Below are 12917 nucleotides of genomic sequence, written 5' to 3'. Positions count from 1 at the left end.
CCGGTGCTACCGGGATCGCCTTCGTTTCGGCGGCGGCCCCAGGGCGGCTGCCAATGCCGTATCCAGCGCGTGTTGCAGCGGTGCGACATCGCCACTGACGTCCGCCAGCAACATGCCGCCCTGATAGGCGGCGAGTAGACCAGCAGCCAGGACAGCTGGATCGGTGCCGGGAAGCAATCCGCCATCGACGGCGACCCGTTGGAAGGCGTCGGCGATGACCTGTTCCCAGCGGCCGAACCCGGCCCTGAGCGCCGCGCGGGCCGGGCCATCGGCGGAGCGGTCGAGTTCGTAGACCAGCGATCCGATGGGGCAGCGGATGGGATCGTCAGAAGACGTGTGTGCGCGGAGTGCGTCGGTGCACCAGGCGCGGAGATCGGCGGCTGTGTTGACGTTGTCGAATGACGGCTCGACCGCGGACAGCACCCGGTCGACCTGGAACCGGACCACGTCGGAAACCAAGTCCGCCTTGTCGGCGAAAAAGTGGTACAGCTGGCTACGCCCGGCACCGGCGGCGCCGCCGATCTCATCCAGCGTCGTCGCCCGTACTCCTTGACGGGCGAACAAGACACATGCCGCCTCCAATATCCGGGCCACCGTCGCGCGGCCACGGTCGGTCGTCGGCTCGGTGATCACTCGATGACGGTATCAAGCGATCAACGTTGTACTGTAGAGTACAGAAAGCTTGAGTGTGGCTGCCGCCAGTCATTCACTTGACATTCGTTCGGAGGGCGCAGTGAATCTTTTTGTCGGAGAACGTTTTCCGGTCGATATCGCCGTGATATCGGCGGACGGGGACGTCACGGTCGCGGAGTTGATTGCGACGGGACCTGCCGTGGTGGCGTTTCACCGGTTGTGGTGCCCGTTCTGTCAACAGGCTGCCCGCGACCTCGAACAGGCCGCCGAGCAACTTGCGGCGGCAGGCGCCCGCGTGGCCATCGTCTATCGCGATGACATCGACACAGTGTGCACGTCCTGTGCGCAGCGCGGCCTCACCGCCGACTGCCTCAGTGACCCGCGGCAGGAGCTCGAGCGTGCCACTGAACTCGAGCGCTTTTCGATCGGGCGGTATGCCATGTTCTCTCCGATGCGCCTGATCCGCGTGCTGCGCTCGGGTAGCCGCGCAGGCAAGGTTACGTCGGATATTCTGCAGGGCCGCGGCACCTTCGTCGTGGACCGTGACGGACGCATTGTTTACGCCCATCACGCCGTCACTGCGGCCGACATCCCGCCGATCGATGACATTCTCGCTGCGGTGAGGGCGGTTGCCGGCGGCGCGGGCGCTTGATCGACAGCGGGATCGCAGCCCGGCCGGGTACTCGTCGGGATGGTCACCAATCGGTAAGAATCTCACGAAAGTTACTGCATTACAGTGGTATTGACGCCGTGGGCGGGCGGTTCTCGCCGGTGAGGACCGCGTTGTTGCACACGAATTCTATTGGAAGACGACGAAAGAGTGCTGTGATGAAGTCAGTGATCATGGGCGTGGGTGCAGCCGCTCTTGCGATGGTGGCGTTCGCTCCGGTCGCAGCGGCCGCGCCGGCGGACGCGGTGATCAACGATCTGCGAGCGGAAGGCTATCTCGTGCAGATCAACCAGACGCCGACGGCTCCGCTCACCGCGTGCTCGGTGAGCAATGTTCGAAAGCTGGACGGCGGAGCCGCGTCTGCCCTCGTTGATGTCGTCTGCCCGGACGGCTGCTGACAGCGCCGTGCGGGTACTCCTGACCGGCGCCGCCGGTTTCATCGGTTCGCGCATCTGGAAAGCGTTGACCGCCGCCGGGCACGAGGTTGTCGCCATTGACGCCATGCTCAGCGCTGCGCATGGCGACGGTGCCCTGCCGCCCGATGGCTGCCGGATACAGGACGTACGCGATGCCGAGGCATTGGCCGGGCTGCTCAAGGGCATCGACATGGTCTGCCACCAGGCTGCCGTGGTCGGCGTGGGCGTCAATGCCGCCGACGCACCGTCCTACGGCAGTCACAATGACTTCGGCACGACGGTGCTACTGGCCCAGATGTACGCCGCGGGCTGCCGGCGTCTGGTGCTGGCGTCGTCGATGGTGGTCTACGGCCAGGGGCGCTACGAATGTGCGCAACACGGTCTGGTTGAGCCGTTGCCGCGCCGCCGGGAGGACCTGGACGCGGGCACATTCGAGCACCGCTGTCCGTGGGGTGGCGAAGAGTTGCATTGGTGCACGGTGGGCGAGGACGCCCCGCTGCGGCCGCGCAGCCTCTACGCGGCAAGTAAGGCGGCGCAGGAGCACTATGCGCTGGCCTGGGCTGATGCGGTGGGCGGGTCGGTGGTCGCATTGCGCTACCACAATGTTTACGGCACGGGGATGCCCCGGGATACGCCGTACTCCGGGGTGGCGGCCATCTTCCGCTCGGCCTTGGAAAATGGTTCCGTCCCAGACGTTTACGAAGACGGTGGACAGATGCGCGACTTCGTCCATGTTGACGACGTGGCCGCGGCCAACGTCGCCGCGACGACATACGACCACGGCGGCTTCACAGCGTTCAATGTGTGTTCCGGACACCCGATCGCGATTCGTGAAGTGGCTGAGCAGCTGTGCGTTGCCCGCAACGCTCCGCCGCCCAAGGTCACCGGTCAGTATCGCAGCGGCGACGTCCGGCATATCGTTGCCGATCCCGTATGCGCCACACAGGAACTCGGATTCACTGCGGCAATACATCCACGAGACGGGCTGCGCGACTTCGCCTTTGCGCCACTGCGGGACTGACCTTCTGTCTCACGGTCGGCATCGTCGTGCAACATAGCAGCCGAAAACCCTTGGTGCTTGCAGCATTCAAATGTGGCCGCAGTGTACGCAGGGTGGCATGGTAGCCGTCAGTGGTGGCGCTGGTAGTGCCGCGCCGCACGCATCCGATTGGCGCAGATGTTTTGCGTGCAGAATTTTCGGCGCGCGTCCTGCGCCACGAAAAGCATACTGCACGCAGGGTTTTGGCAACGGCGAAGTCGCTGTGACGTCGGTCCGACCAGAAAGTCGATGAGGCTGTCTGCTACGAGCGCGACAGCAAGCTGGTGCGACTGGTCGGTGGTCGGGTGGTATTCGGTTTCCGATGCCCATCCAGCGGGGACGCGCACCAGCCTCCTCGTGCGGAGGACGCCGGCGGCGGACTGGTTCACGTGACTTACTGCGGCACGGCTCGGCGGTGTGCCGGCAATCTGGGCGTCGAGGATTTCGCGAATGGCCTCGCGTAACTCGATGGTCTGTCGCAGCGGCGGCGCCGACGCGGTGTCCGGCAGGCGGTCGCGCTGGAGGTCCCACCAGAGTCGGCAGGCCGCTTCGTCGGCGAGCAGGTCGGTGGCCGGAGTGGTCACCGTGATGATCGTGTCGGCCAAATCCACGGCCAATGGCTCTCCTGCCACGGGAAAACCGGCGCGCTGCGCGCGCTCCAGTCTCGATGTGGCTGCCACCGAATTAACGGTAGCACTCCGTTGACAACGTTAGGCGCTATCACGTAGAACAATAACGGTAACTATCAACTACTAACGTTAGGTGGCGTTTTGATGGGACCTGTTGAATTGCTCTCGGGGGCCGATGCCCGACTGGTCGGTCTCGTGTCGACGTTGACGGCGTCGGACCTCGACCTGTCGAGCCCGTGCGCGGGATGGGCGGTGCGGTCGCTGCTGAGCCACACCATCTCCTCGATCGATGCTTTTGCGGCCGCCGTCGATGGCGGCTGCGGGCCGACGGAAGCGGAATTGTTCAGTGGCGCTGATATTTTGGGGTCGGACCCGTTGGCGGTTGCTGAGCAGTCGATCGGCCGTTCCCAACGTGCGTGGGCCACCATCGGTGACTGGCAGCATCCGGTCACCACGGTGCTCGGATCGATGCCGGCGGCCGAGGCGATCAGCATCATCACCTACTCGACACTCATCCATAGCTGGGATCTTGCGGTCGCTGTGGGACAAACGGTCGAATTCGATGACGCTGAGGCTGCGCTGGCAGAGGGCGTGGGTGCAGCACTTGTGCCCGCTCTACAACCTCAGGGCTTGTTCGGTCCGGGGGTTGAATTGGGTGGCGACGCCAGTCCGACGCAGCGGGTCATCGCCTTCGCCGGCCGCAATCCACTTTGATTCGGCTACCTCACCCGTTCCGCACGCACCGGAAGCCGATGTGACTCATCCCCGTATCCACGGCTTGTGGACGACGGGCCGCCGGCCGGTAGCGCAGGCAGTAACTGTCCGCGCAGAGGAACGACCCGCCCTTGATCACCCGGCGGGCTACCGGCGTCCCCGGTTGATCAGGGTCGTAACTGCCCGCGGCGCAACACGGCCCGCTGTCGCGGGTGGCGCCGTAGAAGTCGGTGGTCCACTCCCAGACATTGCCGGCCATGTCGAACAGGCCGTAGCCGTTGGCCGCGAAGCTGCCCACCGGCGTGGTCTGGCCGTAGCCGGTGTCCGGCAGGTACGGGAACTCGCCGTGCCAATAGTTGGCCAGCCGCTGCCCGGGCTGCTCGGGTTCGGGGCCCCAGGTGTAAGTGGCGCGGGCCAGGCCGCCGCGGGCGGCGACCTCCCACTGCGCCTCGGTGGGCAGGGCCAGCCCGGCCCAGTCGGCGTACGCCGCAGCGTCCTCGAATGCCACATGCACGACGGGATGGCGCTCCCGGTTCCGCAGCGACGACTTCGGGCCGCGCGGGTGGTTCCAGCACGCGCCCGGCGTCCACGTCCACCACTGGCTGAGATGACGCAGGTCGACGGGGCCGGGGGTGCGGCGGAACACCATCGAGCCGGGTTGCAGATTCTCCGCCGGGGCGCCCGGATAGTCGGTGGGGTTGAGCGGCCGTTCGGCGACGGTGACGTAGCCGGTGTCTTCGACGAATGCCGCGAAGTCCGCATTGGTCACCTGGTGCGGCTGAATCCAGAAGCCTGCGATGGTGACCTCGCGGGCCGGGGCCTCTTCGGGGTAGTGCTCGTCCGAACCCAGCGTCGTGGTCTGTCCGGGGATCCAGACCTGGGTCAACGGGGGAACACCTCGGCCCAGTCCGACTGCATGCTCGTGACGGTCCAGCCCTCGGTCTTCGCCAGCTCCAGCACCCGTTCCGCCCCTGCGACGTAATCGAATTCGCGTGCGTCGTCGTCGTGCAGCACCAGCAGCCGGAAGCCGTGGGAGTATTCGAGCATCTCGATGTCGCCGTTGGAGTTGCCCGCGGCGAAGATCGGACGGCGCCCGGTGCGGCTCCAGATTCGGGCCGGCTTCACTGGTCCGTCGTCGAGGAATTCGGGCTGGGCGGTGGTGTACAGGTCGCCGTCTTTGTATTGCAGCGCAACCGAACTGCCGATCACGCGCTCGGGCGGGATGCCGTACATGCTGCCGGTGACGGGCCGCATGAAGTCCCGTCCACCGCCGGAGACGATGTAGCAGGTGAACCCGTTCGACTCCAGGTACCGGAGCAGCTCGATCATCGGCACGTAGCCGCATGAGGTGTACGGCCGGTCCAGCGTCGGATGCCGGACCTCGGCGAAGAAACCCGTCACCCGCTCGCTGAGGTCATCGACGCTGATTGCTTCGTTGGCCGAAAGGACACCGGCACCAAGGACTTTCAGATCGCTGTCGTCGCCCTGATAATGCTTGGTGACGGCCGCGCCGAACCACGCGAGATCTCCCGACGCAGCCGCTGCGTATGGCTGTCGGTCCGTCAGTGCCGGGTCGGCGGCGGCCTGCGCGGCCAGCCGGCGCACCAGGAAGTCCAGCTGGATGTAGGCCGGCTTCTCGCACCACAGCGTGCCGTCATTGTCGAACACCGCAATCCGGTCCTGCGGCGCAACGTAATCCGGGCCTTCGGTGGTGACCCGCCCGACGAAGTCGACGAGCGCCGCCTTCGTCGGGCCGTCATTCCATGATTCGAGCACCTAATCTGCCGCCAAGAACTGGTGGAGCTTCTCGACGATCTGATCGATGCTGAAGCTGGCCGGTGGGTGCCGCGGCGGGAACTCCTTGAACGTCTCGAGGAACGCCGCGGCCATGGCCGTCGCATAGAACGCGAAGAAGTCGCGCCGCAGGAACCACTCGTAGTACGTGTTCGACGTGATGTCGGCGTACTCGTATGGGTCGGTGCGCAGGTTGAACAGCTTGGGGACGCGCAGCGGTGTGAACGGTTCGGCCCAAATCCGCAGCGTGCCCTGGCAGCGCTGCTCGGCGAAGACGATCTTCCAGTTCTCGAAGCGCATCGCCACCAGCTCGGCATCGTCGTTGAAGTAGAAGAAGCCACGCCGCGGGCTGTGCTCGACCTCGCCGGTCAGATAGGGCAGCAGGTTGAACCCGTCGATGTGGACTTTGTAGGTGATGTCGGCGCCGCGCAGGTTCACCGTGTGCCCTACTTTCAGCTTCTCGACGATGTCGGGGTCGCCGGCGGCGGCCAACAGCGTCGGCAGCCAGTCGTGGTGCTGGATGATGTCGTTGGAAACGGTGCCCGCCTTGATCTTTCCGGGCCAGCGGATCAGCTCGGGTACCCGGAAGGCGCCCTCCCAGTTGGTGTTCTTCTCGCTGCGGAACGGGGTGGTGCCGCCGTCGGGCCACGTGTTGCGGTGCGGGCCGTTGTCGGTGGAGTAGATGACGATGGTGTCGTCGGCGATGCCCAGTTCGTCCAGGACGTCCAACACCGTGCCGACGTTCTTGTCGTGGTCGATCATCGCGTCGTGGTACTCGGACTGCCACAGCCCGGCCTGCCCGCGACTCTCCGGCTTCACATGCGTGTAGAGGTGCATGTGGGTGAAGTTGCACCACACGAAGAACGGGTTGCCCGCATCGTGCTGACGCTTGATGTAGTCGACGGTGCGGTCGGCGATGTCGTCGTCGATGATCTCCATGCGCTTGGCGGTGAGCGGCCCGGTGTCCTCGATGGTCTGCTTGCCGACCGGCCCGAACTTCGGGTCGTCCGGCTCGGACGAGACCTCGGTGGTGGCCTTGCAGTTCATCACCCCGCGCGGCAACGCTTTCTCGTACAGCAGCGGGAACTGGTCCTTGTGCGGGTAGTCGTATTGCTCGGGCTCTTCTTCGGCATTGAGGTGGTACAGGTTGCCGTAGAACTCGTCGAACCCGTGCACGGTCGGCAGGTACTTGTTCAGATCGCCGAAGTGGTTTTTGCCGAATTGCCCGGTGGCGTAGCCCAGCGGCTTGAGCAGTTCGGCGATGGTGGGATCCTCTGCGGCCCAACCGATGTCGACGCCAGGTATGCCGACTTTGCTCATTCCGGTGCGGTACACGCTCTGCCCGCTGATGAACGCCGCCCGGCCGGCGGTGCAGCTTTGCTCGCCGTACGAGTCGGTGAAGCGCATGCCCTCGGCGGCGATGCGGTCGATGTTCGGGGTGCGGTAGCCCATCAGCCCGTCGCTGTAACAGCTCAGGTTGCTGATGCCGATGTCGTCACCCCAGATCACCAGGATGTTGGGTTTGCCGTCGGGCATTGCGGAGCTCCTCGGTCGAAACGGATTTTCCTGTGCCCGTTCGACTTTACGGATGGGTCAAGGATTCCGGCGCGGGTTTGGCATCCGTTCAGTTGCCCGGCGGTATAGACGCTCGTTTCTGGTGTGATCTTGATCTGGCTGGTGGTGCTGAGGAACTTCGGACGAAACCGTGACGCCGGCGTAGAATTCACCGGGCGTGTTCTATCGCCGAGCCTCGGGGGGCACAATGATGACCAACGCGCGCGACATCATGCATAGTGGCGTTATCTGCGTCAATGAATATGAAACGGTAAGCGCTGCCGCTACTCGGATGCGCGACCTGGGCATCGGCGCACTGCCGATCTGCGCTGACGACGAGCATCTACGCGGCATGGTTACCGACCGGGATATCGCCGTCAAATGCCTTGCGGCAGGGAAGGAACCTGCCACCACTCTGGTCGGTGAGCTGGCCCAGGGGCCGGTCTACTTTGTTCCCAGCACCGCCAGCATCCTGTACATGCTGGACGTCATGGCGTTGCACCAGGTGCGCCGGCTGCCGGTGGTCGAAGGTCGTCGACTCGTTGGCATCGTCACCGAAGCTGATGTGGTGCGGAAGTTGTCTGAGCACGCCATCGCAGAGTTCCTCACGGCGGTCTGCGCACCCCGCGCATTCACCGCGTAGTAGCCACGTTTCCAGCCGGCTGCGCACGCGTGGGTAGCGCGGGCCGAGCGTGAATTGCATGTGTGCTGGCAACTCAACGCGAAGGGCCTTGTTTGTCGACATCAGGCGGTCCGAGGTGCACGCTTGAAGCGGGAAGGTGATCGACATGTACGACAAGGATCTGACCAACAAGTGGCACGTCGAGATCGAGTTCTACGAAGATGACGTCCACACCCACGCCAGCGCGCACGCCCGGCTCCGCGACGACACGCTCTCGACGACGGGGGATGCCTACCGCAATCCCAAAGACCCGAGTGCGCCGTTGGTCGGCGAGGAGATCGCGGCGGCCCGGGCACTCATCGCGCTCGGCACCGATCTGCTGCTGGCAGCCTCGGCGAACATCGAGAAATCAACACAGCACCCGGTGCACCTCTACCGCTGAAACCAGCGCGAGCAGTCCCCCGCAAGCGGGAGGTGCCCCCAACAAAACTGTCGTATTTCCAACAGAATTCGACAGTTTTACGTCTGCTCGCGGGGAAAGGTGACGGGCCGGCCGCTACTTGGTGTCGGCTGCTTCCATCTGACGGAAGAGTTCGACGTAGTACGGCATGCATTCCTTCATGGCCTGCTCGGTGTTGAACAGCGGCTCGTAGCCCAGGTCGCGCTTGGCCTTGGCGATCGAGAAGTAGTTGTTCAGGTAGAGGCGCTCCACGGCCAGCGGCTCGATCAGCGGCTCGGGCAGGCCGAACTTGAAGTGCAGCCACTGCCAGGCCATCATCGCGCGGTGCACGAGCTTGCCAGAGACGCGGAAGTTGGGCAGCTTGCGGCCGCACGCGGCGACGACGGGACGGGCGAACTCGAACATGTTGAGCGGTTCGCCGTCGTTGATGAAGTAGGCCTGTCCGGGTGACGTGCCGCCGGGCACCAGGTGCTCGCCCGCCAGGATGAAACCGTGGATCAGGTTGTGCACGTAGGAGTTGTCCAGCTTGATGTTCTTGTTGCCCACCAGCACCTTGACGTGGCCGGCGAGGATGTTCTCGAACACCTTCCTGAACATGGTCTGGTCGCCGCGGCCCCAGATGCCACTGGGCCGGATCGAGCAAGTAAGTAGGCCTGACCCGTCCCCTTCAATGTCGTTCTGCGACAGCACGAACTTCTCTGCGGCGACCTTGGTCTCGGTGTACAGGTCGTTGAAGCGCGTGGTGTACGGCATGGACTCGTCGCCGTTCTGGATGTCCTGGCCACCCATCACGACGCTGTTCGACGCGGTGTAGACGAACCGCTTGACGCCCGCGGCCCGGCCCAGCTTCACCAGGTTTTCGGTGCCGCCGACGTTCACGCCGAAGCTGCGGTTGCGGTACTCATCGGTGACGGACGCGCCGCCCATCAGGTCGATGATCGCCGCGGTGTGGATGATCGTGTCGATGCCCAGGACCGCGGCGTCGACGTCGTCAACGTTGGTGATGTCGCCGACCTGCGTCTCCAGGTTCGGGTTCTCCGGCAGCGGCGACGGGGCGCGGTCGAAGGACCGGACGCGGTGGCCGCGGTCGAGCAGTTCGGTCACCAGGTTGGCGCCGACGAAGCCGGACCCACCGGTTACCAGCACACGGCCGAGGTCTGTGGTCAGGGAAGCATCACGCATGGTGCAGGAGCATAACTGAAACGTGTTCCAGTTAACAGGGCGCTGCAAAAATTACCGCACCGATCAATTTTCGTCGTCGGCGCCCGTGGCGAGCGCATCCTCGACTTTCTTGCGGGCGCCGGCCAGATGCTCTTCGCACCGTTTTGCCAGTTGTTCGCCCCTTTCCCAGAGCTGGAGCGAGGTATCGAGGTCGAGCCCGCCCGCTTCGAGTTGGCGGACAACCTCGATCAGTTCGTCGCGGGCCTTTTCGTAGCCAAGCTGACTAATGTTCGTCATATATTCCTTCGCTCACGGTGGTGACGGCGCCGTCGGCCACTCGGATTCGGAGTCTGGTTCCCGCCGGGGCATCCTGTGCCGACCGCAGGACCGTGCCGGCCGCCGATAGGTTCTGCACCACGGCGTAACCGCGGGCCAGCGTCGCGGCCGGGCCCAGGGTGGCCAGCCGGGCCGACAGGTGGCCCACGTGATTGGTTTCGGTGGCGATGAGCCGCCGGATGTCGCGACGCGCGGCCGTCACGGCCCGGGTGATCTCCTCGCCGCGCGCATCCAGTGCCTGTAGCGGCTGGGCCAATACCGGACGGCCGCGCAACTGTTCGATGAAGCGCGTCTCGCGGTGCACCCAATTGCGCAGGGCCTGGGCGCTGCGCCGGCGCAGGTCGGTCACCAGTGCCTGCTCGGCGGCAGCGTCGGGGACGACGCGTTTGGCCGCATCGGTCGGGGTGGCCGCCCGCAGGTCGGCGACCAGGTCGCACAGAGGGTTGTCCGGTTCGTGCCCGACGGCGCTGACCACCGGGGTGGTGCAGGCGGCGATCTCGCGGCACAGGGTTTCGTCGGAGAACGGCAGCAGGTCCTCGACGCTGCCGCCGCCGCGGGCGATCACGATGACGTCGACGGCCGGTTCGGCGTCCAGCGCGCGCAGGGCCTCGACGATCTGCGGCACCGCGTTCGTGCCTTGGACTGCGGTGTTGCGGATATCGAAGTGGACTGCGGGCCAACGGCTTTGGGCGACGGAGACGACGTCGTGTTCGGCGGCCGACGCCCGGCCGGTGATCAGGCCAATGGTGTTGGGCAGGAACGGAATCGGACGCTTCAGTCGCGGATCGAACAGGCCCTCGGCGTCCAGCAGTCGGCGCAGCCGGTCGATGCGGGCCAGCAGCTCACCGATGCCGACTGCGCGAATCTGGCTGATGCGCAACGAGAATGAGCCGTTGCGGGTGTAGAACTGCGGCTTGCCAAGCATGATCACCTGGGTGCCCTCGGACAGCGGCACCGGGGCGTCGTCGACCAGGGCGCGGGGGCAGCTGACCGACAGCGACATGTCCGCGGCCGGGTCGCGCAGCACCATCCAGGCCGTCGACTGCCGCAACTTCAGCTCGGTGAGCTGGCCCTCGATCCAGATGGTGCCGAGCCGGTCGATGTACTTGGCCACCCGGGTGGATACCGCCCGGACCGGCCATGGGTTCTCGGCCGAGTTCGGTATCTCGGCAGCTGTCACCGCATCACTTCGCGGTCGCGCGGGTGATCCTGTTGGCCAGCAGCGTCTGGAACGGCGCGCGGGACTTCGTGTTGTTCTCGTAGGCGAGCAGCGCCTCGAGGTCGTCGACCTTGAGCTGGGGCAGCCGGGCCCGCAGCTGGGCCAGGGTCAGGGCCGCGTAGTCGAGGTCGGTCACAATTGCCGGCTCGATCGCAGTCGTTGTGCTGGCACCGTTGGTGGCCGAGCCGTTGGTCGCTGCCTTCGGCGAGTCGGTGTACAGCGCGAAGCGGCCCTCGGTGAGGCGGGCGCCGTCGCGCAGCTCGGTGTCGGCCGCACCGTCAGTCGGGGCTGCGTCCAGCAGATCTTCGTCGAACGTGGCCCATTCCGGCTGCTCGTCCTTCGGCGGGAACCACTGCTCGAGGGTCTCGTCACCCTTGTTGACGAGTTCGGCCAGGTCCTGCTGCATCTTCATGACCAGCTGGGCGAGCTGACTGGCCAGCGTCATCGGGTAGGTGAGGATCGTTTGGGGGAGCCGGATGGTCTCCTCGAGCGCGGTCGCAGCCGCGCCGACCAGCAGCCGGACTCCGTAGGGCGCAGTAGACATGCTTGCCAGAGTACGGCTGGCTCTGGCGAAGCGGTGATACGCACCCTTGAGCAGTACCCTCGACATATGCCACCGACCATCAACATGGGCATTCCCGGCGCCACCGTTTCGGTTGCCGGAGCCGCGATGAGCAAAACCGGTAAGCGGGTGCTCCTCGCCGAGCCCCGAGGTTACTGCGCGGGCGTGGACCGCGCGGTCGAGACCGTCGAGCGGGCGCTGGAGAAGCACGGTGCTCCGGTGTACGTGCGGCACGAGATCGTGCACAACCGCTATGTGGTGGACACCCTGGCCAAGGCCGGGGCGGTGTTCGTCGAGCAGACCGAAGAGGTGCCCGAGGGCGCCATCGTGGTGTTCTCCGCCCACGGCGTCGCGCCGACGGTGCACGAGGAAGCCGCGGCGCGCAATCTGCGGACCATCGACGCCACCTGCCCGCTGGTGACGAAGGTGCACAACGAGGCCAAGCGCTTCGCCCGCGACGACTACGACATCCTGCTCGTCGGCCATGAGGGCCACGAAGAGGTCGTCGGCACCGCAGGTGAGGCACCTGAGCACGTGCAGGTCGTCGACAACCCCGAGGCCGTCGACAAGGTGACCGTGCGCGATCCGAACAAGGTCATCTGGCTGTCCCAGACCACCCTGTCGGTCGACGAGACCATGGAGACCGTGCGGCGGCTGCGGGAGAAGTTCCCCACGCTGCAGGACCCGCCCAGCGACGACATCTGCTACGCCACCCAGAACCGCCAGGTTGCGGTCAAGGCGATGGCCCCGGAGTGCGAGCTGGTGATCGTCGTCGGCTCACGCAACTCGTCGAACTCGGTTCGTCTGGTCGAGGTGGCGCTGGGCGCCGGCTCGAACGCGGCCAAGCTCGTCGACTACGCCGAGGACATCGACCCGGGCTGGCTGGAGAACGTCACGACCGTCGGCGTCACCTCCGGCGCCTCGGTGCCCGAGATCCTGGTGCGCGGCGTCCTGGAGCGACTCGCCGAATTCGGCTACGACACCGTGCAGCCCGTCACCACCGCGAACGAGACGCTGGTGTTCGCGCTGCCGCGCGAGATTCGTCCGGCCCGGCACTAGGCCCAGCCCGGCACTGGTCCGGGCGGGCGCTGACCCAAGCGGCTACGCC

Annotated in this window: 16 protein-coding genes; 7 read left to right on the top strand and 9 right to left on the bottom strand. The window is 65.6% G+C overall.

What is annotated here, in order from left to right; all coding sequences use genetic code 11:
* Nucleotides 1-6 precede the first annotated feature (6 nt).
* Nucleotides 7-633, bottom strand: a complete 627-nt coding sequence (locus A7G45_RS31175) for a TetR/AcrR family transcriptional regulator (protein WP_260943209.1) — start codon at nt 631-633, stop codon at nt 7-9.
* A 100-nt stretch (nt 634-733) separates the two neighbouring features.
* On the opposite strand from A7G45_RS31175, the gene A7G45_RS31170 reads away from it, so the two are divergent.
* The 3 genes from A7G45_RS31170 (at nt 734) to A7G45_RS31160 (ending at nt 2740) form a co-directional block, all read left to right on the top strand.
* The gene (locus A7G45_RS31170) at nt 734-1285 is read left to right on the top strand and encodes a redoxin domain-containing protein (RefSeq protein ID WP_260943206.1); all 552 of its coding nucleotides are present in this window, start codon (nt 734-736) and stop codon (nt 1283-1285) included.
* A 176-nt stretch (nt 1286-1461) separates the two neighbouring features.
* On the top strand, nt 1462-1701 hold the full coding sequence (locus A7G45_RS31165; RefSeq protein WP_260943204.1) for a hypothetical protein: 240 nt from the start codon (nt 1462-1464) through the stop codon (nt 1699-1701).
* Between the two features lie 7 nt (nt 1702-1708).
* On the top strand, nt 1709-2740 hold the full coding sequence (locus A7G45_RS31160; protein WP_260943361.1) for an NAD-dependent epimerase/dehydratase family protein: 1032 nt from the start codon (nt 1709-1711) through the stop codon (nt 2738-2740).
* 107 nt (nt 2741-2847) lie between these two features.
* On the opposite strand, the gene A7G45_RS31155 is transcribed toward A7G45_RS31160, so the two are convergent.
* Nucleotides 2848-3438 (bottom strand): CGNR zinc finger domain-containing protein, encoded by a 591-nt coding sequence (locus tag A7G45_RS31155; protein ID WP_082762317.1) that lies wholly within the window; start codon nt 3436-3438, stop codon nt 2848-2850.
* Nucleotides 3439-3531: 93 nt separating this feature from the next.
* Between A7G45_RS31155 and A7G45_RS31150 the strand changes: the two genes are divergently transcribed.
* The gene (locus tag A7G45_RS31150) at nt 3532-4101 is read left to right on the top strand and encodes a TIGR03086 family metal-binding protein (RefSeq protein WP_260943201.1); all 570 of its coding nucleotides are present in this window, start codon (nt 3532-3534) and stop codon (nt 4099-4101) included.
* 10 nt (nt 4102-4111) lie between these two features.
* On the opposite strand, the gene A7G45_RS31145 is transcribed toward A7G45_RS31150, so the two are convergent.
* From A7G45_RS31145 to A7G45_RS31135, 3 genes are read right to left on the bottom strand one after another with little or no spacing between them, the layout of a single operon-like run.
* Entirely contained in the window at nt 4112-4987 is an 876-nt protein-coding gene (locus tag A7G45_RS31145; protein WP_260943199.1) for a formylglycine-generating enzyme family protein, read from the bottom strand.
* A complete protein-coding gene (locus A7G45_RS31140) occupies nt 4984-5877 on the bottom strand; it encodes an HAD family hydrolase (RefSeq protein WP_260943197.1) in 894 nt (297 codons plus the stop codon). Before A7G45_RS31140 ends, A7G45_RS31145 begins: the two co-directional genes overlap by 4 nt.
* Nucleotides 5878-7431: an arylsulfatase gene (locus tag A7G45_RS31135; protein ID WP_260943195.1), complete on the bottom strand. Its 1554-nt coding sequence runs from the start codon at nt 7429-7431 to the stop codon at nt 5878-5880.
* A gap of 229 nt (nt 7432-7660) precedes the next feature.
* On the opposite strand from A7G45_RS31135, the gene A7G45_RS31130 reads away from it, so the two are divergent.
* Nucleotides 7661-8092, top strand: a complete 432-nt coding sequence (locus A7G45_RS31130) for a CBS domain-containing protein (RefSeq protein WP_043984821.1) — start codon at nt 7661-7663, stop codon at nt 8090-8092.
* Nucleotides 8093-8237: 145 nt separating this feature from the next.
* The gene (locus tag A7G45_RS31125) at nt 8238-8513 is read left to right on the top strand and encodes a dsRBD fold-containing protein (protein ID WP_043396041.1); all 276 of its coding nucleotides are present in this window, start codon (nt 8238-8240) and stop codon (nt 8511-8513) included.
* 114 nt (nt 8514-8627) lie between these two features.
* Here A7G45_RS31125 and A7G45_RS31120 read toward each other — a convergent pair whose 3' ends face one another.
* From A7G45_RS31120 to A7G45_RS31105, 4 genes are all read right to left on the bottom strand, one after another.
* Entirely contained in the window at nt 8628-9713 is a 1086-nt protein-coding gene (locus tag A7G45_RS31120; RefSeq protein ID WP_071289037.1) for a 3-beta-hydroxysteroid dehydrogenase, read from the bottom strand.
* Between the two features lie 63 nt (nt 9714-9776).
* Entirely contained in the window at nt 9777-9989 is a 213-nt protein-coding gene (locus A7G45_RS31115; RefSeq protein WP_043395723.1) for an exodeoxyribonuclease VII small subunit, read from the bottom strand.
* Nucleotides 9976-11208, bottom strand: coding sequence for an exodeoxyribonuclease VII large subunit (gene xseA, locus A7G45_RS31110; protein WP_260943192.1), 1233 nt, complete (start codon nt 11206-11208; stop codon nt 9976-9978). The genes A7G45_RS31115 and xseA overlap by 14 nt, the downstream gene beginning before the upstream one ends.
* A gap of 4 nt (nt 11209-11212) precedes the next feature.
* Nucleotides 11213-11791, bottom strand: coding sequence for a lipid droplet-associated protein (locus tag A7G45_RS31105; RefSeq protein ID WP_260943189.1), 579 nt, complete (start codon nt 11789-11791; stop codon nt 11213-11215).
* Nucleotides 11792-11857: 66 nt separating this feature from the next.
* On the opposite strand from A7G45_RS31105, the gene A7G45_RS31100 reads away from it, so the two are divergent.
* The gene (locus tag A7G45_RS31100; RefSeq protein WP_260943187.1) at nt 11858-12868 is read left to right on the top strand and encodes a 4-hydroxy-3-methylbut-2-enyl diphosphate reductase; all 1011 of its coding nucleotides are present in this window, start codon (nt 11858-11860) and stop codon (nt 12866-12868) included.
* The last annotated feature ends 49 nt before the right edge of the window (nt 12869-12917 follow it).

This window comes from Mycolicibacterium llatzerense, from assembly GCF_025331195.1.
Taxonomy (GTDB): Bacteria; Actinomycetota; Actinomycetes; order Mycobacteriales; family Mycobacteriaceae; genus Mycobacterium; species Mycobacterium llatzerense.
The sequence above is the reverse complement of the archived record's forward strand: the minus strand, read 5'-3'. Positions and strand labels throughout refer to the sequence as shown.